Origin of the sequence: Bacteroides pyogenes, from assembly GCF_014196225.1 — a bacterium.
Lineage (GTDB): Bacteria > Bacteroidota > Bacteroidia > Bacteroidales > Bacteroidaceae > Bacteroides > Bacteroides pyogenes_A.
The window spans coordinates 41,228-66,179 of record NZ_JACIDI010000012.1; the positions used below are offsets into that span (position 1 = coordinate 41,228).

Annotated in this window: 18 protein-coding genes and 1 pseudogene; 14 read left to right on the top strand and 5 right to left on the bottom strand. The window is 51.8% G+C overall.

Annotated features, from left to right (window positions below):
• Positions 1 to 12 precede the first annotated feature (12 nt).
• A pseudogene (locus tag GGR07_RS09160) lies at positions 13 to 576 on the bottom strand (hypothetical protein); the annotation flags it as partial.
• On the opposite strand from GGR07_RS09160, the gene GGR07_RS14170 reads away from it, so the two are divergent.
• Positions 514 to 1,134, top strand: coding sequence for a hypothetical protein (locus GGR07_RS14170; RefSeq protein WP_183200488.1), 621 nt, complete (start codon positions 514 to 516; stop codon positions 1,132 to 1,134). The pseudogene GGR07_RS09160 and the gene GGR07_RS14170 overlap by 63 nt on opposite strands.
• Before the next feature lie 34 nt (positions 1,135 to 1,168).
• Here GGR07_RS14170 and GGR07_RS09170 read toward each other — a convergent pair whose 3' ends face one another.
• The gene (locus tag GGR07_RS09170; RefSeq protein ID WP_034543742.1) at positions 1,169 to 1,957 is read right to left on the bottom strand and encodes a metallophosphoesterase family protein; all 789 of its coding nucleotides are present in this window, start codon (positions 1,955 to 1,957) and stop codon (positions 1,169 to 1,171) included.
• Between the two features lie 1,172 nt (positions 1,958 to 3,129).
• On the opposite strand from GGR07_RS09170, the gene GGR07_RS09175 reads away from it, so the two are divergent.
• From GGR07_RS09175 to GGR07_RS09195, 5 genes are all read left to right on the top strand, one after another.
• Positions 3,130 to 4,029 carry an Abi family protein gene (locus GGR07_RS09175; RefSeq protein WP_034543743.1) on the top strand — a complete coding sequence of 300 codons (900 nt, stop codon included), beginning with the start codon at positions 3,130 to 3,132 and terminating at the stop codon, positions 4,027 to 4,029.
• Positions 4,030 to 4,200: 171 nt separating this feature from the next.
• The gene (locus GGR07_RS09180) at positions 4,201 to 4,443 is read left to right on the top strand and encodes a hypothetical protein (protein WP_147298144.1); all 243 of its coding nucleotides are present in this window, start codon (positions 4,201 to 4,203) and stop codon (positions 4,441 to 4,443) included.
• Between the two features lie 139 nt (positions 4,444 to 4,582).
• Positions 4,583 to 6,889, top strand: coding sequence for an FtsX-like permease family protein (locus GGR07_RS09185; RefSeq protein ID WP_122056707.1), 2,307 nt, complete (start codon positions 4,583 to 4,585; stop codon positions 6,887 to 6,889).
• A 56-nt stretch (positions 6,890 to 6,945) separates the two neighbouring features.
• On the top strand, positions 6,946 to 7,620 hold the full coding sequence (locus GGR07_RS09190) for an ABC transporter ATP-binding protein (RefSeq protein WP_034543735.1): 675 nt from the start codon (positions 6,946 to 6,948) through the stop codon (positions 7,618 to 7,620).
• A 13-nt stretch (positions 7,621 to 7,633) separates the two neighbouring features.
• Positions 7,634 to 9,949, top strand: a complete 2,316-nt coding sequence (locus GGR07_RS09195) for an ABC transporter permease (protein WP_034543736.1) — start codon at positions 7,634 to 7,636, stop codon at positions 9,947 to 9,949.
• Positions 9,950 to 9,972: 23 nt separating this feature from the next.
• Here the strand turns inward: GGR07_RS09195 and GGR07_RS09200 are convergent, their stop codons facing one another.
• Complete coding sequence (locus GGR07_RS09200; protein WP_122056576.1) at positions 9,973 to 11,337, bottom strand: MATE family efflux transporter; 1,365 nt, start codon at positions 11,335 to 11,337, stop codon at positions 9,973 to 9,975.
• 149 nt (positions 11,338 to 11,486) lie between these two features.
• Between GGR07_RS09200 and GGR07_RS09205 the strand changes: the two genes are divergently transcribed.
• The 4 genes from GGR07_RS09205 (at position 11,487) to GGR07_RS09220 (ending at position 14,521) form a co-directional block, all read left to right on the top strand.
• The gene (locus tag GGR07_RS09205; RefSeq protein WP_081724056.1) at positions 11,487 to 12,293 is read left to right on the top strand and encodes an HAD family hydrolase; all 807 of its coding nucleotides are present in this window, start codon (positions 11,487 to 11,489) and stop codon (positions 12,291 to 12,293) included.
• A 108-nt stretch (positions 12,294 to 12,401) separates the two neighbouring features.
• Positions 12,402 to 13,223, top strand: coding sequence for a 3-methyl-2-oxobutanoate hydroxymethyltransferase (gene panB, locus GGR07_RS09210; RefSeq protein ID WP_021646523.1), 822 nt, complete (start codon positions 12,402 to 12,404; stop codon positions 13,221 to 13,223).
• 8 nt (positions 13,224 to 13,231) lie between these two features.
• Positions 13,232 to 14,383, top strand: a complete 1,152-nt coding sequence (locus GGR07_RS09215; protein WP_034543737.1) for an MFS transporter — start codon at positions 13,232 to 13,234, stop codon at positions 14,381 to 14,383.
• Positions 14,384 to 14,521, top strand: a complete 138-nt coding sequence (locus tag GGR07_RS09220; protein ID WP_183200487.1) for a hypothetical protein — start codon at positions 14,384 to 14,386, stop codon at positions 14,519 to 14,521.
• Between the two features lie 30 nt (positions 14,522 to 14,551).
• Here the strand turns inward: GGR07_RS09220 and GGR07_RS09225 are convergent, their stop codons facing one another.
• Positions 14,552 to 16,768: a RelA/SpoT family protein gene (locus GGR07_RS09225; protein ID WP_034543738.1), complete on the bottom strand. Its 2,217-nt coding sequence runs from the start codon at positions 16,766 to 16,768 to the stop codon at positions 14,552 to 14,554.
• A 116-nt stretch (positions 16,769 to 16,884) separates the two neighbouring features.
• On the opposite strand from GGR07_RS09225, the gene GGR07_RS09230 reads away from it, so the two are divergent.
• The 4 genes from GGR07_RS09230 (at position 16,885) to GGR07_RS09245 (ending at position 22,332) form a co-directional block, all read left to right on the top strand.
• Positions 16,885 to 18,402 (top strand): DUF4301 family protein, encoded by a 1,518-nt coding sequence (locus tag GGR07_RS09230; RefSeq protein WP_122056577.1) that lies wholly within the window; start codon positions 16,885 to 16,887, stop codon positions 18,400 to 18,402.
• 14 nt (positions 18,403 to 18,416) lie between these two features.
• Positions 18,417 to 19,655 (top strand): acyloxyacyl hydrolase, encoded by a 1,239-nt coding sequence (locus GGR07_RS09235; RefSeq protein WP_034543739.1) that lies wholly within the window; start codon positions 18,417 to 18,419, stop codon positions 19,653 to 19,655.
• 82 nt (positions 19,656 to 19,737) lie between these two features.
• Positions 19,738 to 21,084 (top strand): methylated-DNA--[protein]-cysteine S-methyltransferase, encoded by a 1,347-nt coding sequence (locus tag GGR07_RS09240; protein WP_122056578.1) that lies wholly within the window; start codon positions 19,738 to 19,740, stop codon positions 21,082 to 21,084.
• A gap of 366 nt (positions 21,085 to 21,450) precedes the next feature.
• Positions 21,451 to 22,332: a DUF3078 domain-containing protein gene (locus GGR07_RS09245; RefSeq protein ID WP_034543847.1), complete on the top strand. Its 882-nt coding sequence runs from the start codon at positions 21,451 to 21,453 to the stop codon at positions 22,330 to 22,332.
• A gap of 1,053 nt (positions 22,333 to 23,385) precedes the next feature.
• Here the strand turns inward: GGR07_RS09245 and GGR07_RS09250 are convergent.
• Positions 23,386 to 24,645: a clostripain-related cysteine peptidase gene (locus GGR07_RS09250; protein WP_034543849.1), complete on the bottom strand. Its 1,260-nt coding sequence runs from the start codon at positions 24,643 to 24,645 to the stop codon at positions 23,386 to 23,388.
• Positions 24,646 to 24,952: the final 307 nt, after the last annotated feature.

A 24,952-nucleotide genomic window follows, 5' to 3' on the forward strand; every position in this document is an offset into this window, starting at 1 on the left:
TACGAAAATATTTCATAGCCACTGGAATTTCAGTCCGAAAGAGAGGCTCAGGTAGTCGCGCGGACGGAGGTAACTGTTGGTCGCGGCGCTCACCAGATAGAGGTCGCAGGTGCTGATCTCGTAGAAGAAAGTGACCGATTTCGCCATAAACCTCCACTGCGGGTCGATGTCGTATGTCAGCCGCTGCCCGACGAAGATGTGGAAGCGGATTTTGCTCGAGAAGCCGTAGTAGCCTTTCGGATAGCGTTCGGGTTCTCTCACCCAGAATTCGTGTCCGAACACCGTGTTCATGTAAAGCCCGCACGCCAGCGGCTCGACGGAGAATCTTTCCCCCAGCCCCACGCTCCACGGCATATAGTTTTGCTTGAGCGTCATGGTCAGTTTGGCTCTTTTCGACGAATGCTTGGGGATGAAGCCCAGCAGCAGGTCGGTCTCCCACTGGCTCCGTTTGCCATAGTCCCATCCCATGCCGTAGGAGAGCAGCCCCATGTTTCCCGCGAACTGCACTTTGGAGTGCGTCGGTATGAGCTGTTGCCATTTCCGGCGGAAGCGGTGCACGCGGCGGTCGTATCGGTTCTGCGGTTCGGGGTTCGGCATCACCGTGTCGGCAATGCAGGGGGAGCTTCCGGAGGCGTTTTCTGCGGTGGGCGCCTGATTCGGATTTATCGTGTCGGAATCGAAGACGGCGCTGTCGCAGGTGCTCTCTGCGATGGGCGCCTGACTTGGCTTTATCGTGTCGGAATCGAAGACGGCGCTGTCGCAGGTGCTCTCTGCGGTGGGAGTCTGACTCGGCTTTATCGTGCCGGCAATGTAGGGGGAGCTTCCGGAGGCGTTTTCTGCGGTGGGCGCCTGATTCGGATTTATCGTGTCGGAATCGAAGACGGCGCTGTCGCAGGTGCTCTCTGCGATGGGCGCCTGACTTGGCTTTATCGTGTCGGAATCGAAGACGGCGCTGTCGCAGGTGCTCTCTGCGGTGGGAGTCTGACTCGGCTTTATCGTGCCGGCAGTGCAGGGGGAGCTTTCGGAGGCGTTTTCTGCGATGGGCGCCTGACTTGGCTTTATCGTGCCGACAGAGCGGGCATTCTCGGCGGGAACGGGCTGCGCGGGAAGGTTGCGGCAGCAGGTAGAAAATAACAGCAGGGCGATGCCGCACAGGCGGAGCGTATTGTCAGAACTTAACCAATTCATACTCGTATGTTTCGGGGGTGATGGTAAAAACAAGGTAACTGCGGTTTTTCATGCAGTCGCTCACGATGTAGTGCACTCCGTCGTCGAACGGAACCTTGTCGCTGAAGCTGTGGTTGTGGGCGGCCGTGCAGAATTGCAGGCCGGGATATTGTGTGACGTAGTATTGAAACACCTTCGCCACGTTGTTGTTGAACACGTCCGAGTAGGGGTGCACGTGCATGCTTACCACCGTCTTTTCGAACTCCCCCTTCCGGTTCGTCCATTCCTTCTCCATGAAGTCGAAGTCGGGTATCGGCTCCGAATAGTCGTATTCCAGCGCGTTGGTGTTCAGGCATACGAACTTCACGTTTCCGGCGATGAAAGCGAAATTCGTGGGGCCGAATATCCGGCGGTACGCCTCTTCGCCCGTGCCCAGACAGTCGTGGTTGCCGATCAGGACAACGTAGGGCACTTTCAGTCCGTTCATGATGTCGCGTTGCCACAGAAATTCCTTCGTCAGCCCGAAGTCGCTTATGTCTCCCCCGTGTATTACGAAGTCGATGTCGTCTCTCTTGTTTATCTCTTTCACGAATTTCTCCGTCTCGTCATACCACCGCTGCGAATCGCCCATGGCGACGAATCGTATGGTTTTCTTGCCCTTGCACGCAGCTTCTATCCGTGCGGCGTTGCGGGCGTTCACGTCTCTTTCGCCGGTGATGCGGACGTCGTAGGGGTGATAGTCTATCAGGTCGCATCCCGCAAGCAGGATGCAGCAGAGGAGTACGAGCAGGACTCTTCGCCCGGTAGTCGGCTGTGTGTCGGGGTAGCGGAGAGGTGTGCGCCGTATTCTTCGTCCGGTTGCCGGCTGTGTGCCGGGGTAGCGGAAGAGTGTGTGCTGTGTTCTTTGCCCGGCTGTGGGCTGTGTGTCGGGGTAGTGGAGAAGTGTGTGCAGGGTTCTTTGTCCGGTTGCCGGCTGTATGTCGGCGCGGCGGAAAAGTGTGTGCAGAGGTTTTTTCATAGTCGGTTTCAGTAGTGATTTTCTATGTGCAAATATACGTTTTTTTACGGGCGATGTCAATCTTTTTACCTATTTTTTTTCACCCGTTCGGCATATTTTTTCTCCGGTTTGGCGTGGAGCGAAAATAAGTGAAAATACGAAAATCGATCAGAATATATTTTTAATAAAATATATTATTATTATTTCTTTATATTATTAAGTGTTCCAGAAAGCGTTTCACCCTAAATTACGAAACTCTCGTAATGGTCAGTCATGCAGATGATTACGAGCGCGAAAAAGCGTTCCGTTTGGCGTTCCACTTTTGAGCCTGTTTTCGGGGAGGGCGACGGACTGTTTTCCGGGCTGCGGGAAAGTCCGTTTTTCGGAAAAACAGAATCTCTCTCTTTCGTGATTGGCGACTCCGTTTTCTTCCGACGGAGCCTTTGTTTGCCCCGGTTTCGTTTTTTGCTTGCCCGGCGGGGCTTTCCCGGCAGTTGTATGGAAACGCTGTCTGGTTTATTTCAAATCGCCCTGCTTGGGTTCGAATCGGCTTGTTTTTCCGATTCCCTCCGTTGACACTCTGCCCGGCGATGCAGCTTTGCGGGAGCACGGCCCGCCTGTATGAATTTTAGACGCCGGTGATAGACAAGATATAAAATTTGCAATACATTGATATTATGTATTTTGTAAGCATTATAAAAAGGTGATTTTATAATTCAGTACCATTTTAGCATCACTATTTAGCCTTTGTGATAATTACATTAAAATCCCGACTTATGCTCCGTCGAATATTGAATTATTTTGTGAAGATATAGCCATTCAACCTGTTTTTCATGTTTTTTGAGCATTATATTACAGATTATTTGGCTATTCCAAACAATTTTACTACCTTTGCATCATTAGAACCTGCCAAGCCTCTTCACAATGCTCAAATCGGCGGGTCGTTTTTTTTTATTATACATACTATGAAAACAAGTTTCGCCAAACCATATTCTTCTCCGAAACAAATTGTTCAAATACTAAAATCAAGAGGAATGCTCATAAAAGATGAGCATAAGGTAGAAAAATATCTGATGAATATCGGTTATCATCGTCTTTCAGCATACATCTATCCTTTTTATAAAACTCCCAAAAGGGATTTGCTGCTAAAAGAGGGAACTACTTTTGAACAAGTCTTGACGCTCTATCGCTTTGACAAGAAATTACGTATTCTACTTTTCAACGAAATAGAGAAAATAGAAGTAGCCATTCGCAGCGTATTAGCAAATATCGGATGCCAGGAACTGAATGACAGGTATTGGATAACGAAACCGGAATGTTTTGCCAATCAGGAAAAGTTCAACCAGACTTTGACAATCATAGAAAAGGAATTGGCATCAAGCAAAGAAGACTACATTGAAGATTTTAGGCGTAACTATATCGAAAGTTATCCTCCTGCATGGATGATAACGGAAGTTTTGTCTTTCGGTAACTTGAACTACATCTATTCCAATATAGCCAGCAACCAACTGATGAAGCGCATTGCCGATTATTTCGGTCTGAAACCACAGGTTTTTATCTCGTGGCTGACGGTGCTTGCCAACCTCCGCAATATGTGTTGTCACCATGCGAGAGTATGGAACAGGGATTTTATGTTGAATCCTGCCGAACCCAAAAAGACTAAAAATGCATGGATTGATACCTCAAAAGTTGATAAAAAACGGATTTACTATCGCTTGTGCATAATCCGATATTTCCTCTTTTCGGTTTCTCCCAATAATAACTTCAACGAAAAACTTTCGGGATTATTGGCGGATTTTCTTTCAGTAGATATAGCTGCAATGGGATTTACCCACGATTGGAAAAATGAGGAAGCATGGAAATAAAGTTTATGGGTTTAAGTAAATACTATTTTCAAGTAGCTGATTTCTTATATTTCATAGAGGAACTTGAACAAGAACATTTCATCAAGATACAAACATTATCATTTGAGGTCAAGACTGACAAATGCGGAACATAAGGTGTATATTGATTTGGTGAACTATTTAGAGAAATATGTGAATAAAATTACTTATCCACTTCCTTTACTTGAAGATTTTGTTGCAAATGATTATAAATCAATAGAACAAAAACGTTTTGACAAACAAATAGAAGAAAATGAACGACATCATAAAGGTTTCATCTGTGTCGATACCGTTTTCTTTGATTGGAACCTCTGTTTTTTCCGTTGTAAGTCTCCTGCAAAAGAAGGCCCGGCGATGCAGCTTTGCGGGCACACGGCTTGCCTGTATGAATTTTAGACGCCGGTGTATGATTATTAGACAGTGGGGCAGAGCAGCAACCGGATGTTTATACTGGTTATCAATGCCTTATGTGTTTTGGCACGCTTTCTGCTTTATAGAAAGCGGCTGTTTATGCCCGAAAAAAATGAGACAAACCATGAAACAGATTTACTATGTCATTCAGACTTTGCTGCGCGGACGAGGCTCGAACGTCATCAAGACGGTTTCACTCACGCTGGGGCTTTTTGTCGGTATCCTGCTGTTTGCCCGCGTGGCGTTCGAACTGAGCTATTACAATTTCCTGCGCCGCCCCGCCGAGCTTTATGTGGCGTACCTGAGCGGATTTGAAGAGATGAGTGAGGGGAAAGGCGCTCCCTACACGTTCGGCCCTTTCTCTGCGGCTGTGCGCGAGAATTTTCCCGAAGAGGTGGAAGACGCCACGATACTGAGGGAGAAGGGGGAATCGGTATATTACTGCGGCGACACGCGCCTGTCGGAACGAACGGTGTATGCCGACGAACATTTGTTCCCGACGCTGGGAATCGGCGTGCTGGCGGGCAAACCGGGAGAACTCTCGGATCCGAACGCGATTTTCGTTTCGCGCGCGCTGGCGTCGAAAGTGGCGGGTTCGGGCAATCCGGCGGATGCTGTGGGCAAAGTGCTGTATGCCGACCGCAAAACGCCGTTCAACATACGGGGTGTCTTCGAGGATATGGGCGATAATACCGACATAGCCTTCGATGCGGTTATTCCCATGGCTGTGCTGTGGAACGCCGGACGCGGGGGATGGGGCTACGACATAAGCTACCGTTCGATTGTCCGTTTCCGTAACCCCTCTTCGGGGGTGAAGGCGGTAGAGGGGCGGTTGCCCGATATGCTCAAGAGGTATATCCCCGATTTCGGCAAGAAGACCGGGAGAAACATAACCTTCGCGTTTCATCCCTTGGAGCGGATGCACTTCGACAATTCCGCCGTGCGCACCATGATCGTGGTGATGTCTGTGCTGGCTTTCGGCATTTTGCTCGTGGCGGCGTTCAACTACGTGCTCATATCGGTCTCCTCGCTGGCAAAGCGGGCCAAAGCCATCGGAGTGCACAAATGCAGCGGAGCTACCGACGGCGATGTGCTCAGGATGTTTCTGATGGAGGCGTTTCTCATTCTGCTCGTCTCGTTGGGGCTTGTCGCGCTGCTGATGTGGCAGTTTCGCGACTTCATCGAAGACATGGCTTCCGCCCGCCTGAGCTCGCTCTTTACGTGGCAGACGGTATGGGCGCCCGCTCTGGCGGTGGGGCTGGTTTTCGCCTTGGCAGGCGTGCTTCCCGCGCTACTGTTTGCCTCCGTCCCTGTGACGCAGGTCTTCAAGCGGTATTCCGAACGGAAAACTTCGTGGAAGCGTCCGCTGCTTTTCATTCAGTTTGCGGGGATGGCGTTCGTTTCGGGCTTTCTGGTGTTCGTGCTCTGGCAGTACCGCATGGTGATGACGAAAGACGTGGGCTACAACCCCGACAGGGTGGTGACGTGCTGGTTCAAGTTCGGAGGCGGGCACGACAATGCCGCAGCCTTTTTCCGCAACCTGCCCATGGTAGAGAGCTACGGGGCCGCCAACCAGCTGATTTGTTCGGGGTATAGCGGCGATACGTTCGACGCGGGCGACAACCGCAAGGTGGATACGCGCATCGAATGGGTGGATCCCGGTTTCGTGTCCATGATGGGAATCAGGCTGCTGAAAGGAAGAGACGTCGCCGCCGAAGGCGAAATACTGGTGAGTGAGGAGTTCGTGAGGCAGGCAGGCTGGACAGGTGACCCCATAGGCCGGCAAGTGTCTTATTACGACGGCAGTAAAATGACGGTGGCGGGCGTAGTGCCCGATTACTCCATCCGCAGCGCGTACGAGTCGCAGCTGCCCATCATGCTGATAGCCGCGCGAGGGTCGATGCATCATTATCTGAGGCTGAAAGAGCCTTTTGACGAGAACCTGCGCAAGCTCAACGAAGTGATGAAAGAGGCGTTTCCCGCCGATGATGCGGTGTTCGTTTCTCTGCGCGGGAGGCTCGACAGGCAATACTCCGGCATCGCCCGTTTCCGCAACGCCGTATGGCTGGCGTCGGTGTCTATCCTGCTGATTGCCTTGATGGGGTTGTTGGGCTATGTGAATGACGAAATACGGCTGCGAAGCAAGGAGATTGCCATCCGCAAGGTGAACGGGGCGCAAGCGTCGGAAGTGCTGGCGATGCTTGCGAAAGAGGTGTGGCGAGTGGCCGTTCCCGCGCTTTGCATCGGGATTGCCGCCTCTTGGGCGGTAGGAGCGAAGTGGCTGGAGCAATTCAACGAGTATGCCTATCCCGATGTCCGGGCATTGGTGTATGTGGCGTTGGGGATATGGGCGGCGATTACCGGATGTGTGCTGATAAGGGCGGGGCGCATCGCTTCGGACGATCCGGTAAGAAGCATTCGGATGGAGTAATCGTGTTTATGATAATAAATTGATAATTAATATATTAAAAACAAAATAGTAAAGCTATGATTAAACTTGAAAACATCAGCAAGGTTTTCCGTACTTCGGAAGTGGAGACGGTGGCGTTGAACCGGGTGAACCTCGAAGTGAACGAAGGAGAATTCGTGGCGGTGATGGGACCGTCGGGCTGCGGAAAATCTACGTTGCTCAATATCCTCGGACTGCTCGACAGTCCGACCGAAGGGTCTTACCGCCTCATAGGCGAGGAAGTGGCGGGGCTGAAAGAGAAGCAGCGCACACGGGTGCGGAAGGGGAAGCTGGGATTTGTGTTCCAGAGCTTCAACCTCATAGACGAGCTCAACGTTTACGAAAACGTGGAACTGCCCCTGACGTACCTCGACATCAAGGCGTCCGAACGCAGGGAGATGGTGGAGGCAATGCTGAGAAGAATGAATATCGGCCACCGCGCCAAGCACTTCCCGCAGCAGCTTTCGGGCGGGCAGCAGCAACGTGTGGCGATAGCCCGTGCCGTTGTAGCCGCTCCGAAGCTGATTCTTGCCGACGAGCCTACGGGCAACCTCGATTCTAAAAACGGGGCGGAGGTGATGAACCTGCTCACCGAGCTGAACAAGGAGGGGACGACCATCGTGATGGTGACGCACTCGCAGCACGACGCGTCGTTCGCGCATCGCACGGTGCATCTTTTCGACGGAAGCATTATGGCGAATATCACTGCATAAAGGGGAGGGACGGATGAAGCACATATACTATGCGTTGCGGGTACTTCCGCGCGAAATGGGGGCGAACGTCACCAAAGTGATTTCGCTTTCGCTGGGACTCATCGTCGGCATCTTGCTTTTCTCGCAGATCGCTTTCGAACTGAGCTACGAGAGGGGTTACCCGGATGCGGAACGCCTCGCGCTCGTGGGATGCAGAACGACCAACCTCAGCACGGGGGAGGTGGTAAGACACGGAGACAGTGGTATGGACTACACGGTTTTCGCTCCTATAGCGGCGGCTCTGGCGCAAGACCTCCCGGAGCTGGTGGAGCATGCTTCCTGCGTGTGCACCATTCAGGAAAGGAACGTGTATTATGAAGACAGGCTTTTGAAAGATGCCGGTTATATCTTTGCGGATACTTGCTTTTTCCGCACGATGGGCATACCGGTGCTGAAAGGGAACGAGAAAGACCTCATCATGCCGGGCAGCGTTTTTGTCTCGGAGCGTTTCGCCCGGGAGGTATTCGGAGACGCCGACCCTGTGGGGAAAACGCTCTCTATGGGAAGAAAGATCGAGCTGACCGTGCGCGGAGTGTATAAAGACGTGCCGGAAAACACGATTCTTACCCACGATTTTGTCGTGAGCGTTCACCGGGACGGCGGGTATATGTATGGAAACGGCTGGAAGGGAAACGATGTATTTAACGCTTTTCTGAGGCTGCGTAGCGCTTCCGACATCGATCGGCTGAATGCGCGCATCCAGAGCGCGATAGAAAGATATACGCCGGGACAGTACGCCGACTGGAAGATGGATTTCGGCGTCACTCCCATCGTGAAGCTCCATCTGGAGGATGCTTCCGTGCGGAAACGTCTTTTCATCTACGGTTTCCTCGGATTCTCCATCTTCTTTACCGCCATCATGAACTACATTCTCATATCCGTATCCGCCCTGAGCCGCAGGGCGAAGAGCGTGGGCGTGTACAAGTGCAGCGGAGCCGGATCGGCGGACATCTTCGGCATGTTTCTTGCGGAGACGGGCGTTCTGGTACTGGTGTCCGTACTGCTGAGCTTCCTGTGCATCTACAATGCCCGGACGCTTATTGAAGACCTGCTGTCGGTGAAGCTTTCTTCGCTGTTCACGTGGGAGACGATGTGGGTTCCCGCGCTTGTCGTCGTGACTCTTTTCGTGCTGGCGGGGTGTGTGCCGGGGCATTTGTTTTCGCGCATTCCGGTCACGCAGGTGTTCCGTCGCCATACTGACGGGAAAAAAGGATGGAAGCGGTCGCTGCTGTTCGTGCAGTTTATGGGCGCTTCGTTCGTCATGGGGCTGCTTCTTGTGGCTATTTCGCAATACCGACACCTGATGAGCCGCGACATGGGAATCGACGTGCCGGGGCTGATGGAAGCCGGCAACAACATACCGGAAGAGATGGCGGAGAACGTGAAAGAGGCTCTCGCCCGCCAGCCGATGGCAGAGGGGGTGACCGTATCCACGCACAGCGTGCTGGGACAGTATTGGACGCGGGGACTGATGAGCAACGACGGAAGGCGGCTCGCTACGCTCAACTTCAACTATTGTCGGTTCAACTATCCGGAGGTGATGGGTATCGGGATCGTGGAGGGAACCTCTTTCCGGAAGGAGGAAGACATCTTGGTGAATGAAGAGTTGGTGCGCCTCATGAGGTGGACCGACGGGGCTGTGGGCAAGAAGTTGAACGGTTTGAACGGGACGATAACGGGCGTGTTCCGCGACATCCGTAACGAGAGCTTCTACGGCGGCCAGTCGCCGATTGCCCTGATAGCCAGTGAAAAAGCGAGTCTGGTGTTCAATGTCCGGCTGAAAGAGCCTTACGACGAGAACCTGAGGCGGCTGAACCGGTATATGGAAGAAACTTATCCGCTTGCGGGGCTGAATTTTACGTCGGTCGACAGCATGCTGAAAGACATTTATAAGCCTGTCTACCGTTTCCGAAATTCGGTCTGGATCACTTCGGGATTTATTCTGCTCATCATTGTCATGGGGCTTATCGGATATGTGAGCGATGAAACCCGGCGCCGGAGCAAGGAGATCGCCGTGCGGAAAGTGAACGGGGCCGAAGTGGGCGACGTGCTTCGCCTGCTCGTGCGCGACATCCTGTACGTCTCCGTCTTTGCCGTCCTCATCGGCACGGTTGCTTCTTATGTTGTGGGGAAGGCATGGCTCAGCCAGTTTGCGGAGCATATCCGCCTGCATCCGCTCCTGTTTGCCGGAACGGCCCTCTTCATCCTGCTGCTTGCGGTGGTGTGCGTGGTGCTGAAGGCATGGCGCATCGCCCGCGAAAACCCGGTAAACAGCATCAAGGCGGAGTGATTCGCCGCATACCTGTATGATTCTTAACGCTTGGCGGCATCGGTGTATGCCGCAAGGCGTTTTTTATGGAATACCGCCAGACTGACGATGGCCGTGACAAACGCCAGCGCGTCGGACACAGGCATGCTTATCCAGATGCCTTTCAGTCCCCACCATTGCGGGAAGAGGAGCAGACAGGGAAGCAGGTAGAGCAGTTGGCGGGTGAGCGAAAGGAAAATGCTTATCTTGGCTTTGCCGATGCTTTGGAAGAAGTTGCCGATGACGATTTGCGCGCCTACCAGCGGGAACATCATCACGGCGAGGCGCACACCCTCCGCCGCCAGCCCGATAAGCTCCTCGCTGTCGGTGAAAAGGGCAGAAACCGCACGGGGAAAGAGTTCGCAGACAAGGAAGCCGGTGCTGGTGATGGCAACGCCCGAAAAAACTCCCAGACGAAGCGTATGCTTCACCCGGTCTGTTTTCCCCGCCCCGTAGTTGTAGCCGATGATGGGTTGCATGCCCATGGTGAGTCCGAGCACAATCATCACATACAGCGTCAGCAGGCGGTTGATGATGCCGTACGCGCCGATGGCCATATCGCCCCCGTGCGCTTGCAGGCTGTTGTTGATGATGATGACGATGACGCAGGCGCATACGTTGATCAGGAACGGCGACATGCCGATGGAGAAGATGTTGGAAACGATGCGCCGTTTCATCCTCCATACCCTCCCTTCGAAGTGCACCGTACTCTCTTTGTCGAGGAAATGACTCACCACCCATACCATCCCGATGAATTGCGATATGACGGTTGCCGTGGCCGCTCCGCGCATTCCCCATCCGAACCGGAAGATGAAGAGGGGAGCGAGGATGAGGTTGGCGAATACCGTCACCATAGACGTGAGCATCGCCTTCTTCGGGTATCCCGTGGCGCGCATCACGTTGTTCAGCCCGATCATGGTGTAGGACACGGGCGTTCCCAGCAGAATCACCTGCATGAAGCTGCGGGCGTAAGGCAGCGTCTCTCCGCTGGCGCCGAAAAACAGGAGTATGCGATCGAGAAAAACGAACGACACGACGCTGAAGAAAACCGAGTTGGTGATGCAAAGCATCAGGGTGTGCGAGAGGATTTCGGTGGCTCCTTCGTGGTCTTTCTGCCCCAGACGGATGGAGGCGATGGTGGAGCCGCCCGCCGAAACCAGGGTGCAGAAAGCGATGACAAGGTTCATCATGGGGAAGCTCACCGCCAGTCCGGCGATGGCCATGGCGCCTACGCCGTGCCCGATGAAGATGCTGTCGATGATGTTGTACAGCGAAGTGACGGTCATGCCGATGATGGCGGGGATGGAGTACTGCAACAGCAGCTTTCCCACAGGCTCGGAGCCTAATATATGCGGGTCGTTTTTGCTCATTCGCTACAGAGGGTTGGTTGGGTGAAAATAAACGGCATCTTGATTTCGTGTGCCAAAGGTACGAATTATTTGGCTTATTCGAAGATTATTCGGAACTTTGCGTAACGAATACGGAAAGTTTAAACTCAACAGAGACAAGCGAGGTTTATATGGCGAATGGAAAAGAGAAAAATCCGGGAAATGGTTCGCCGGAGTTCGGGAATAAGAAGGGGTATACGGCGGATAGGTCGGATAGAGCGGATAGGTCGGATACGGCAGATAGGTCGGATAGAGCAGATAGAACAGATAGGTCCGATAGAGCGGGGAAAGTAGTGGTCTTGTTCGATTTCGACGGAGTGATTATGGATACGGAACCTCAGTACACGGTTTTCTGGAACCGGCAGGGAAAGTTGCATCTGGGTGAAGAAGATTTCGGACCCCGTATCAAAGGACAGACTTTGACGCAGATTTATCACAACTATTTTATGGGAGCGGAAGAGGTGCAGAAGCAGATTATGGCTGCGCTGAACGCATTCGAAGAGCAAATGTCGTACGTTTACGTTCCCGGCGCGGCGCGGTTTATGAAAGAACTCCGCAAGCGGGGAGTGAAGACGGGCATCGTGACCAGCTCGAACGAAGTGAAGATGCAGCGTGTGTATAAGGTGCATCCCGAATTGAAAGGGATGGTCGACTGTATCCTCACCGGGGAGATGTTTCCCCGTTCCAAACCGGCTCCCGATTGTTTTTTGCTGGGTATGAAGCAGTTTGGAGCGACTCCCGGGCAGACTTACGTGTTCGAGGATTCTTTCCACGGGATTCAGGCGGGAATATCTTCCGGAGCTACCGTCATCGGGCTGGCCACCACAAATCCGCGCGAAGCCATAGCCGGAAAGACGCATGATGTGATAGACGACTTCACCGAGATGACGTACGAGCGGATGACAGCGGTATGCCGGGAGCTTTCTTGCGGGGCGTAGCGGAAAGGATTTTCCTTTTTTCCTTGTCCGTTATGAATTAAATGTTATAACTTTGCATCCGATTTTTGAAAACTTCAACATTATTTTAATTCTTAAATTTTGGAAAATATGGCCGGTTATATAGCTGATGATACACGGAAAGTAACTACTCATCGCCTGATAGAAATGAAACAGAGAGGCGAAAAAATATCGATGCTTACTGCATACGATTACACGATGGCGCAGATTGTGGACGGCGCGGGAATGGATGTTATTCTGGTAGGCGACTCGGCCTCTAACGTAATGGCGGGGAATGTGACGACACTGCCCATCACGCTCGATCAGATGATCTATCACGGCAAATCGGTGGTGCGCGGAGTGAAGCGCGCGATGGTAGTGGTCGACATGCCTTTCGGTTCGTATCAGGGTAACGAGATGGAAGGACTGGCGTCGGCAATCCGCATCATGAAGGAAAGCCATGCCGATGCGCTGAAGCTCGAAGGCGGCGAGGAAGTGATCGACACGGTGAAGCGTATCCTGAGCGCGGGCATCCCGGTGATGGGACATCTGGGGCTGATGCCGCAGTCGATCAACAAATACGGAACGTATACCGTGCGCGCCAAAGACGAGGCGGAGGCGGAGAAGCTGGTGCGCGACGCTCACTTGCTCGAAGACGCGGGTTGCTTCGCTCTGGTGCTCGAAAAGATTCCGGCGACGCTGGCCGCGAAAGTGGCTTCGGAACTCACGATCCCGGTGATAGGCATCGGAGCCGGAGGAAATGTGGACGGACAGGTGCTGGTGGTTCAGGATATGCTGGGAATGAACAACGGATTCCGTCCGCGCTTTCTGAGGCGGTATGCCGACCTGTATACGGTGATGACGGATGCCGTCAGCCGTTACATCTCGGACGTGAAGAATTGTTATTTTCCCAACGAGAAGGAACAATATTGATATGATATATGGCGGTGAAACTGTGGACGGTTCATTTTATGCGGATAGGTATAGCTAATTTGCTGTTGTTTGCGTCTTTGTACATGCTGTTTCCTGCGATCGCGATCGAAATGGGCGACCGTGCGGGCATCTCTTTGGCGCAAACGGGAGGCATCTTTCTTTGCCTGATGGCGGGAATGTTCCTTATCGGTCCTTTCCACGCTTATCTGGTGGATGCTTATAAGCGCAAGTACGTGTATATGTTCGCTTCAGCCGCAATGGTAGCCGCTACGGCGGGATATGCTTTCGTAACGGATGTCACGGAGCTGATGTTGCTGAGTCTCGGGCACGGGATGGCGTTCGGCATGGCCACCTCGTCGGGTATCACGCTTGCCATCGACGTTACCGGTTCGGCATTGCGCAGCGTCGGCAACATCAGTTTTTCCTGGGTCGTGCGTCTGGGGATGATTATCGGAGTGGTTGCAGGCGTCTGCGTCCACCGGTATTATCCGTTCGAGGATCTGGTGCTCGTTTCGGCTGTTACGGGAGCCGTCGGAATATTGGTTGTGGCGGGGGTGTATGTACCTTTCCGCGCGCCGATCGTCACTAAGACCTGTTCTTTCGACCGCTTCATGCTGCTTCGCGGATGGGTGCTCGCCGTCAATCTCGTTCTGATAACGTTTGTCCCCGGATTGCTCGTTTCGCTTGCCCATCCCTTCCTGAACAATATGACGTGGTGGGGCATGGAGGCGTTTGTGCCTTTCTTCGCCCTTACGGGAGCGGGATGTCTGCTTTCCATGCTGTTGAGACGTCTTCCTTTCCTTAGGGAACGGATGTTGCGGCTGATAGTCGGAGGCATCGGCTTGGAGATTCTCGCCGTCTTTCTGCTCGATACGCATGGATGCATTGCCGTTCCTGCCGTTCTTCTGGGGCTGGGACTGGGGTTTGTGATGCCGGAGTTCCTGCTGATGTTCGTCAAGCTGTCTGAGCATTGCCAGCGAGGGACGGCAAACACTACCCACCTGTTGGCAAGCGAAGCGGGTACATTCATCGGGATTGCCGCTTCGTGTCGCATGGATGCGGGAGAGCTGCTGACGGCGGCACGTGTGGCTGCCGTGGCTGCGATGCTGTTTTTCGTGTTCGTTGCCTATCCTTATTTCCGCAGGAAGAAAATCCGGTGATTGCCCCGCCTGCTTGAACGATACGTCTTCGACCGTCGGTTCCGGCGCACGTTTGCCTGCCTGTATGTATGGAGTCTGCTTGAACGATACGGTCTCGACCGTCAGTTCCGGCACATGTTTGCCTGCCCGTATGTATAGAGCCTGCTTGAACAATGAGGTCTTCGACCGTCAGTTCCGGCTTACCTGCTTCACCCCTTTTACGGTTTTCAGTTTTTTGATAAGAGCCTCCAGCCGTCCCGTATCGCCCACCATTACCGTGAGCGTGCCTGAGAACAAACCGTCGTTGGAGTCGATGCCGATGGCGCGGAGGTTGATATCGTTCTCTTTCGAGATGATGGAGGTGATATTGGTCACGATGCCGATATCGTCGTGTCCCACTACCCGCAAGGTGATGGGATATTGCCTGCCTTGCGATTTCCCCGCCCACCGGGCTTTCACGATCCGGTATCCGAAGCGTTCGCGCATTTGCGCCGCGTTGGGGCAATCGGCGCGGTGTATCTTGATGCCTCCGGTCACTGTGACGAAGCCGAACACATCGTCGCCGTAAATGGGGTTGCAGCATTTCGCCAACTTGAATTCCAACCCTTTCAGGTTCTGGTCGATGACGAGCACATCCTCCTTGCCCATGACTTCTTCCTGAGCCATTTGCAGGTTATATCCCTCCGCGCTGCGGTAAGTGATCTCTTCGTGCGGCTCGTTGTCGCGCTTCTGCTGTTCGATGTATTTATCCAGAATGACGTTGGCGTTGAGAGCCCCGTCGGCTATCTGCTGGTAGAACTCCGTGACATTCTTGTACCCCATCCGTTTGATAAGGCGCATCATGGTAGGTTCGTCGTACTCTATCTTCCGGTTCTTGAACTTGCGTTCCAGCGTCTCTTTGGCAAAGTCGTGTTGTCCCGCTGCCATCTCTTTCAGTGCCTGGCGTATCTTGGTGCGCGCTCTGGAGGTGGTTACGATATTCAGCCAATCCTGTTTCGGGGTCTGCGTGTTGGATGTCATGATCTCCACCTGATCGCCGCTGTTCAACTTCTGTTTCAGTTGCACGTTCTTCCCGTTTACTTTCGCGCCTATGCATTTGCTTCCCAGCTTGGTGTGGATATGGAAGGCGAAGTCGAGCACCGTCGCCCCTTTGCCCAGTTTGAACAGATCGCCTTTGGGAGTGAATACGAACACCTCGTCTTCGTACAGATCCATCTTGAACTGATCCATCACTTTCAGCGAGTCGCTGTCCGCATTTTCCAACGCTTCGCGCACCGAAGCCAGCCATTCGTCCAGTCCGCTTTCTCCTTTTATGCCTTTGTAGCGCCAGTGCGCCGCGAGTCCTCTTTCGGCTATCTCGTCCATGCGTCGCGTGCGTATCTGCACTTCCACCCATTTCCCTTCGGGGCCCATCACGGTGATGTGGAGCGACTCGTAACCGTTGCTCTTCGGAATCGAAAGCCAGTCGCGCAGTCGCTTGGGGTTGGGCTGGTACATATCGGTGACGATGGAGTATGCCTGCCAGCACTCCTGCTTCTCCTTCACCGGATCGGGGGCGGAGTCGATAATGATGCGGATGGCGAACAAGTCGTATATCCCTTCGAAAGATGTTTTCTGCTTCTGAATCTTGTTCCAGATGGAGTGGATGGATTTCGTCCGCCCTTTGATGTCGAACTTCAGTCCCGACTCCGTCACCTTCTTTTTGATCGGTTCGATGAATGCCGCAATGTACTTGTCGCGCGAGGATTTTGTCTCGTTGAGCTTCTCCTTGATGACGTAGTAGGTATCGGGCTGCGTGTATTTCAGCGACAAATCCTCCAGTTCCGACTTCAGCTTGTAGAGTCCCAGCTTATGGGCCAGAGGCGCGTAAAGATACGCCGCTTCGTTTGCCACCCTCAGCCGGTCTTCTTTCTCTTCCGCATCTTTAATCCGGCGCATGATGTTCACACGGTCGGCGATCATGATGAGTATCACCCTCATGTCTTCGGCAAAAGAGAGAAGCAGGTTTCTGAAGTTTTCCGATTCGATAGCGGGGCTTTTCGCATACAGCTCGTTGGTTTTCACCAATCCCTTGATGATGCTTGCCACGTCTTCCCCGAACTCGTCGCGCACCTGTTCGATGCTCAGTATGCTCCCCTTTACGATCTCGTGGAGCATGATTCCGGTGAGGCACGATCCTTTCATCCCGATCTCTTCAGACACGATGACGGCAGTCTGCATATCCCTGATTACCGGGTTCATGCCGAAGCTGTTGCGTTGCAGCCTGTTGCATTCCGCTGCTTCGGTAAGATGTTTCTTCAATTGGCGGCTGTCGCGGCCCGAAATACTGTCTCCGGCAGACCGGCGCAACTGCTTATAGAGTGAAAAAAGCTGCTTTTTCTCTTCCGATGTGAAAAAATGATTCATAGTTAATCTTTGTTATCCGACTTATTCGACGTAAAAATAGCTTTTTTTATCGGTTATACGGTAAGAAGTAAATAACATTTTGTATTTTTGGGAATCAATTAATAAACTGAGATATTATGATGACCGCACAAGACAAAGAACAGCTGGCCCGAAAAGGTATTACGGAAACGCAGATTGCCGAGCAATTGGAATGCTTCCGCAAGGGGTTCCCGTTTCTGAAATTAGACTCCGCCGCTTCGGCAGGCAGTGGGGTACTGAGCCCCGCATCCGAAGAGCAGAAAGCGTATCTGAATGCGTGGGACGAATATAAGAGTACGGATAAAAAGGTGATAAAGTTTGTCCCCGCCTCGGGCGCGGCAAGCCGCATGTTCAAAGACCTCTTCGAATTTCTTTCGGCGGAACGCGACGAACCCTCCACTGCGTTCGAGAAGGCGTTTTTCGAAGGGATAAAGAATTTCGCTTTCTACGACGACCTGAACACTGCTTGCGAGCGTATATACGGGAAAGGTATCCCGGAACTGACGGAGGCAGGAGAGTATAAAGCAGTGGTGTCGGCTTTGCTTGATGTTGCCGGGCTGAACTACGGATCTTTGCCCAAAGGCCTTCTGAAGTTCCATAAATATGCCGAGGAGATGCGCACACCGCTGGAGGAACATCTGGTGGAAGGAGCCATGTACGCATGCGGAAAGAGCGGAAAGGTGCATGTGCATTTCACTGTTTCTCCCGAACACAGGGAATTGTTCCGAAAGTTGGTGGAGGAGAAGAGCGACGGGTTTGCGAAACGGTACGAGGTGGACTACGATATTACGTTCTCCGAGCAAAAACCGAGCACCGATACGCTTGCGGTGGATATGGACAACCGCCCGTTCCGCGATAACGGTGAACTGCTTTTCCGCCCGGGAGGGCACGGCGCGCTTATCGAGAACCTCAACGACCTCGACGCCGACATCATCTTTATTAAGAATATAGACAACGTAGTGCCCGACAGGCTGAAAGAGGATACCAATACGTACAAGAAGCTGATAGCCGGTGTGCTGGTGTCGCTCCAGAAGCGGGCGTTCCGTTATCTCGAACTGCTTGAGAGCGGCAGGTACACCCACGAGCAGGTGATGGAAGTCCTCCAATTCCTGCAAAAGGAACTCTGTTGCAAGAATCCCGAAGTGAAACTGCTCGAAGATTCCGAGCTGGTAATCTATCTGAAGAAGAAACTGAACCGCCCGATGCGTGTGTGCGGAATGGTGAAGAACGTCGGTGAGCCGGGCGGGGGCCCCTTCCTTGCATACAACGCCGATGGAACCATTTCGTTGCAAATACTCGAAAGCTCGCAGATAGACATGAACGATCCGGAGAAGAAAGCCATGTTCGAGCGGGGAACACACTTCAACCCCGTCGATTTGGTATGCGCCGTGCGCGATTATAAAGGACGGAAATTCGACCTGACGAAGCATGTGGATAAGTCGACCGGATTTATCTCCCATAAGTCGAAGAGCGGCAAGGAATTGAAAGCTCTTGAGCTTCCCGGACTGTGGAACGGGGCGATGAGCGACTGGAGCACTGTTTTTGTGGAAGTGCCGCTCACCACTTTCAATCCGGTGAAGACTGTGAATGACCTGCTTCGTGAACAACATCAATAGAAGTGTGATTGAATATGCTATTTGTTAGGTTGCGGTGGCAAGCTTTCGTGTGGTGTGCGTTTTTGTTGCTCTTGCCCGAACCGGGCAAGGGGCAGGAACCTCCGCGCGACAGCTTATCCGCTGCTTTTATCCATCAATTGAGGGTTGAAGCCCGCCCCCAGTATGTGTTTCCCACCAATCCTTTCGTAAAAGGCGAGAATGAAAGAAAGAAACCGCTTGAGTGGGGAGGCGGGGCAGACCTGAAATATTCGTTTAAATTTCGTCCCAACACTTTTGCCGACCGGGTGTACGGGGGCGTATATCAGGGCGTGGGAGCGGGATATTGCACACTGGGCAACAGGAAAGAGTTGGGCGACCTTTATACACTCTACCTTTTTCAAGGAGCGCGCATCGCCGCGTTCAGTCCGCGGCTTTCGCTCAATTACGAGTGGAACTTCGGCATATCGGGTGGATGGCAGCCCTATCATCAGGTGGACAATCCGTTTAACGGGGCGGTGGGGTCGCGTTTGAACGCCTATATCAACGCAGGCATCTGGCTCAATTGGGCCGTATCCCGGTGCTTCGACCTGATGCTTGGGGGAGATCTCACTCATTTTTCCAACGGGAACACCAAGTTTCCCAACGCAGGCATCAATCTTGCTGGGCTGAAACTGGGAGTCGCATACAACTTCAACCGCGAAAGACAAGATATTATGAAACCCGCGTACCTGCCTTTCGTTCCTCCTTTCCCGCGCCATTTCAGTTACGACCTGGTGTTGTTCGGTTCGTGGCGGCGAAAGGGCGTCGTTTTCGGCGACAAGCAATACGCCTCTCCCGAAGCCTATCCGGTGGCAGGACTTAATTTGGCCGCGATGTATAACGCGGGTTATAAGTTCCGTTTCGGACTATCGCTCGACGGGGTGTACGACGGAAGCGCGAATGTTTATACCGAAGATGCTATTGTCGCTTACGGTGATGCCCCTTCTCCCCAAGAGTTTTTCAAACCCGGCGTTCATCGCCAGTTGGCTTTGGGAGTGTCGGGACGCACGGAGTATGTCATGCCTTATTTCACCATCGGCGTAGGCATCGGCTCCAACGTGATAGCCAGAGGAGATATGAGAGGGCTTTATCAGGTGTTGGCGCTCAAAGTAAAGATGAGCCGGAACGCTTTCCTGCACATCGGGTATAACCTTCAGGACTTCAAGGCGCCCAACTACCTGATGCTCGGCATGGGATGCCGTTTCCATAACAAGTATCCCCGAATCAGGCATTAGAGGCGAGGCGGGAGGGCAAGGCCGGGAATCCGTTTTTTGTGGAACCCCGTTCGGGCCGGATGAAAACTAAATAACGGATGGTATGAATCATTATGAACATATTTCTGTGGCCGTCAGATACCTGATGGATCACCGGCGGGAGGAGCTTTCTCCTGACGAGCTTGCGCATGCTGCAGGCGTCAGTCCCCTTTACTTCAGGCGGATGCTTGCCGAATGGGCGGGCGTGACTCCGGAGAAGTTTGTGGAATATCTTGTGCCGGAATCGTTGAAGAGAGAGATTCTGCGAACGCACCGACTCATCGAAGCTGCGGAAGCTACAGAGGTTCCCTCCGGTTTGGAGGACTGTTTCCCGACGGTCAGGATAAAGGCGGTTGCTTCGGGACAAGACAAGCCGGGGAACCGAGGTAAGGAGGAAGATTACGTGGTAGACTTTTACAACCTTCCGTTCGAACGCAAATTTGCCGTAAAGCACAAGGAAGAAAAACATCCGGAAGATTGTTGCAACGCCTTCGTAGAAAGCGAATGGGGGAATTGGGATAGGGAAGGAGATTGTGCCGCAAACTTTTACAAGGAGGGGAAGGAGTCGACTGCGGAGCATGGTTCCGCAGATGCAAATGTTTGTGGAAGCTCTCAAGATTGTTGTAAAGCATCGGCTGGGGAGCATGGTCTTTCGGATGCAAATGTTTGCGGAGACTCTCAAGATCGGCATAAAGCATCGGCTGGGGAGCATGGTCTTTCGGATGCAAATGTTTGTGGAGACTCTCAAGATCGGTATAAAGCATCGGCTGCGGAGCATGGCTTTGGGGATGCAAATGTTTGCGGAGATTCCCAAGATCGGCATAAAGCATCGGCCGTAGCGTGTGATTTTGCCGGAACAATAACGAATCCCGTCAGGAAAACTGCTGCAACACTGTTCCCCGTAGAGTATGGCTTTGCCGAAACCCCTTTCGGTTCTTGTTTCATCGCAGCCACTCCGCTCGGAGTCTGCCGGCTTTGTTTCGCAGACGGTGCGAGAGACGAAGTACTTGCCTCTTTCCGTGCCGAATGGCAGGCGGAGCATTACGTTCAGAATGATGAAATGGCTGCCGCAGTGGTGCGGCAAGTCTTCTCCGGCGGCATCGCCCCCTTACGCCTGCACCTGAGGGGTACTCCTTTCCGGATGAAAGTGTGGAAAGCCTTGCTTGAAATACCATCAGGCAGTGTGTTGACTTATAGTGATTTATCTTCGATTATTCGTCATGAAAAGGCCGTCAGGGCGGTTGCTTCCGCCGTGGCGGTAAACCCCGTAGGGCTTATCATTCCCTGTCACCGCGTGATACGGAAGGAAGGAGCGGTGGGCGAGTACCGCTGGAAGAGCGAGCGGAAAGCCTGCATATTGGGGTGGGAAAGAGCTTGGCGCGATAATGCCGAACGGATTGCCGGGCGGTGAGAGCGTACTGAAAATTCTTCAACGGCGCGCAGTATATGGTACGGACGAGGCCTCTGTTTTGTGCAGACAGAGGCTTCGTTTCATGTCGGCTGAGCCTCTTCCGGACTTATCCGAAGGCTGTGTTTCATGCTCTTACATTGACACTTGCACCGTTGAATGTACCGTGCGGAGAATACGGGAATCCGCAAAGCGGCAATAGCGAAAGCTTTCGGCAAATCATTACCGGCTGAGCTGCCGGAGGCTGCGGAAGCTTGTGCGAAACGGGCGAAGCCCGATCTTTTTGCGGGAAAGCCCGAACAAATGAAGTCTTTGTTTTGTTTATGTGTTGAGAATATTTTTGATAAACTAAAAACAACAAAATTTAGTATGAAACGTACATGTTTAATGATGCTGTTCGCAGCTTTGTCGGCAATAGCGTACAGCCAGACTGATGACAAAGGCTATGAAGAAGGAAAATGGGTATTGAAGGGAGTGACAGGAGTGAACCTTTCTCAAACGGCAATGACAAACTGGGCTGCCGGAGGTGAGAACTCCGTTGCCGGAAATGCTTACCTGAACGGCTCGCTGACACACAAGAAAGGAAACTGGCTTTGGGTTACCAATCTTGTTCTCGATTACGGGTTGTCGAAAACCAAATCGCAGGGACTGAGAAAGAATACCGATAAAATAAATCTGTCCACCCAACTGGGATACACCACCGATAATATATGGTTTTATACGATTATGGGCGATTTGAACACTCAATTTGCCAAAGGATACAATTATCCCGACAAAGAGTATTACATCTCGAAATTCTTCGCACCGGCCTACTCTAACATTGCCTTAGGTATAGAGTACCGCCCGAAGAGCAACTACTCCGTTTTCCTCTCGCCCATATCCACCAAGATGACTTTCGTGGAAGATGATTATCTGTCGGGACTGGGAGCTTTCGGCGTCGATCCCGGAAAGCGTTTCAAGATTGAGGCCGGAGCCTATCTGAAGGCAAGAGCGGAAATGGATCTGATGGAAAACGTGAAGATGATTTCCACCGCCGACTTCTTTACTCCGTACAGCAAGAATTTCGGCAATGTGGACGTGAACTGGGATGTGCTGCTCAGCATGAAGGTGAACAAATTCCTTTCGGCAACGATTAATACGACACTGAAGTACGACGACGACGTACCGACGTTTGACGATAACGGACAAAAACGCGGACCGAAAGTACAATTCAAGGAAGTGCTCGGCATCGGTCTGGCATACAATTTCTAATCAGGCAACGGTTAGAGGGTGTCTCAAAACTAAAGAGTGCCCGAAAAAGTTGCGGATTGTAACGGACAATCATCAAATAGCCCTATCAAGCCTCATTTTGAGGTACTGATAGGGCTATTTTTACGGCAACTCATGATAGTGGGGTTTCAGATTGGAGGCTTCATCTTCGTTCTGTTTGAGCTTGGACTTCGAGGTTCATTTCGTCGGTCATCAGTCCTGAAGTTTTATCTTCGTTCTGTTTGGCTTCGACACACTCTTTGAAAATGACGAATGGCTTGAACGTGCAAAATGATCGCGATACGCAAAACGATGTGGCAAGGCGCTGCCGGCCTATCCGGTGAGACGTGTCGTCCTATCCGGTGAGACGTGTCGTCCTATCCGGTGAGACGTGTCGTCCTTATCCGGTGAGACGTGTTGCCATATCCCATGAGACAATCTCGAGCATCATGAATAATTGTGAATAACCGTCGTGAGACTGTGTTGATATATCCCATGAGATGTACCGTCCTATTCGGTGAGACTTGTCGTCATACCTTATAATCTGAAACGGGCGAACGCCGATTCGTGCAAAGGATTAATCCATCCGGCACGGAATCGGCGTTCGCCCACTTGCATTAACTCCGCTTCTTTCTCCTTCTGCGGAAAGCAAAAAAGGGGCCTTACGGCCCTTCCTTGTGTGCGCCTTCCCGTTAGCTGCCGGACATAAGACACTGGCTCAGCATATCTTGCGGCTCTTCCTTGTGCAGGCCTGCCTGCGGGTATGGCTGCCGGATAATTGCAAGGCATAAGCTTCGCGCGTCCCTCTTGTACAGGCTTTCCGATGGGTATGGCCGGGGTACAGGCAAAAAAAAAGGAGTACCGCTGTACTCCAACCTTTGTTAACCTTAAATCTAATACTATGAAAAACACATTGCAAAGATACGGACTTTTCGCTAATCTGCAAGCATATCTGCCGGAAAGATGTATTTTATAACATTGATTAATGCTTCTGTTTTTCGTTTATATTTTTATTAAGAGTTATCTTCTCCGAAAGCCGCACTTTGAAAATATCTGTTAATGGGTGGCTTTGTACCACGAAGTTTCAGTCTTCGTTGTAATGGTGGTGGGGTGGATGCTCGGATCGGATATGGTAATGCCGGAGAAAGTATGAATCTTTTCTGTCCCCGGTGGGTATGGAAGAGACATAGAGTAATAATATTCCGTATGCCGCTTATAGGGAACTGTGCGTTGAAGCTGCCTATTGAGCTGGTCGAGCAAGGCGGGATCTTTGCAGAGTTTGGCGGCATAGTCGCCGCAATCGAAAAATTTCACAGGGTTATATCCGTCCAGCTTTTGCAATGTTCCGAGCAACGTCTCGTCGAACGTAAACCGTTGGTTGATGTCTCTCATGATGGAGGCCAGATCGTCCAACTCCGAACATTTGGTGACACTTATCGTTCCGTAGGGGTATTTATAGTTTGAATAGAAAGAGTAGAACCCTTCTGTAATTCCTCTGTAATTTACATTTCCTAACAGATGCTTCCCTATGATGTCGTACGGCATGCCGTGTTCCATGATTTCACAGGTGGAGCCGATCAGGTGACCGGTGGCCTTTCTTAACTCATAGGCTACTTCGATGGTTGCCATATAACAATCGTCGAACAGTATGTACTCCATTTTCATTCCGGCATCGGCAATCGCATCGGCAAGTGTCTTGATTTCCGTCTGATATTGGCTGGTGGTTCCTCCGAAATAACGTGTCATTGGTCTGTCGGTGTGCTCCCAATGATCTTTGTATGTCTCAATCGTTTGTTTGCCTACCTGTCGGCTGCTGCGTATCGTTTTTTCTTTTGCCGACACAGGCAGCCATCCCATGCCGTGACATCCGATAACCATTCCGTATCGGGGGGCTTCGGCATAACTCCGGACATCTTTCAGAATGGAACTTATTCCGGCCGTAGTGGTGTATTCGGGCGTGGAGGAGAAGCGATATTCTTTCAACACTTTACGGGTGACTCGCTGTCGTTGCTCCGGATAAAAGGGAGATCGGCTGTAAACGAACTCGAAAAGAGTGGCCCGTGTGGGGCTTTCGGCCAGAAACACAAGAACTTTTTCGTTGCTCAATCCCCGCTCCAATATGGCTTTTTCCATGTCATCGATATTTTTATGGAAAGCGTTCAGCAGATTGTTCGACCAAGGCATGTACATGAATACGGTCTGCCTCTCTGTTTCTACGGGATCGGGATCGTCGTTCTTACACGCAATCACACTGAATGATAAGACTAAAAATAAGACGGCTGATTTCAGCCGGTCGCAATATTCCTTTCGTTTCATGAATCTGTTTTTCAGTTTGATGTTTCTTTCCGAAACGGTTTTTCTTACGTTGTTTTTAAAGTATAGGTAAAAAAAAAGGAGTACCGCTGTACTCCAACCTTTGTTAACCTTAAATCTAATACTATGAAAAACACATTGCAAAGATACGGACTTTTTGCTAATCTGCAAGCATATCTGCCGGAAAGATGTGTTTTATAACATTGATTAATATTTTTCTTCTCCAATTCTATTTTTATTAAGGAAATCGGGACGGAGATATTTATCTTTATCGGTGTCTGAGGAATGTATCTGTCATCTGATGGCCGAT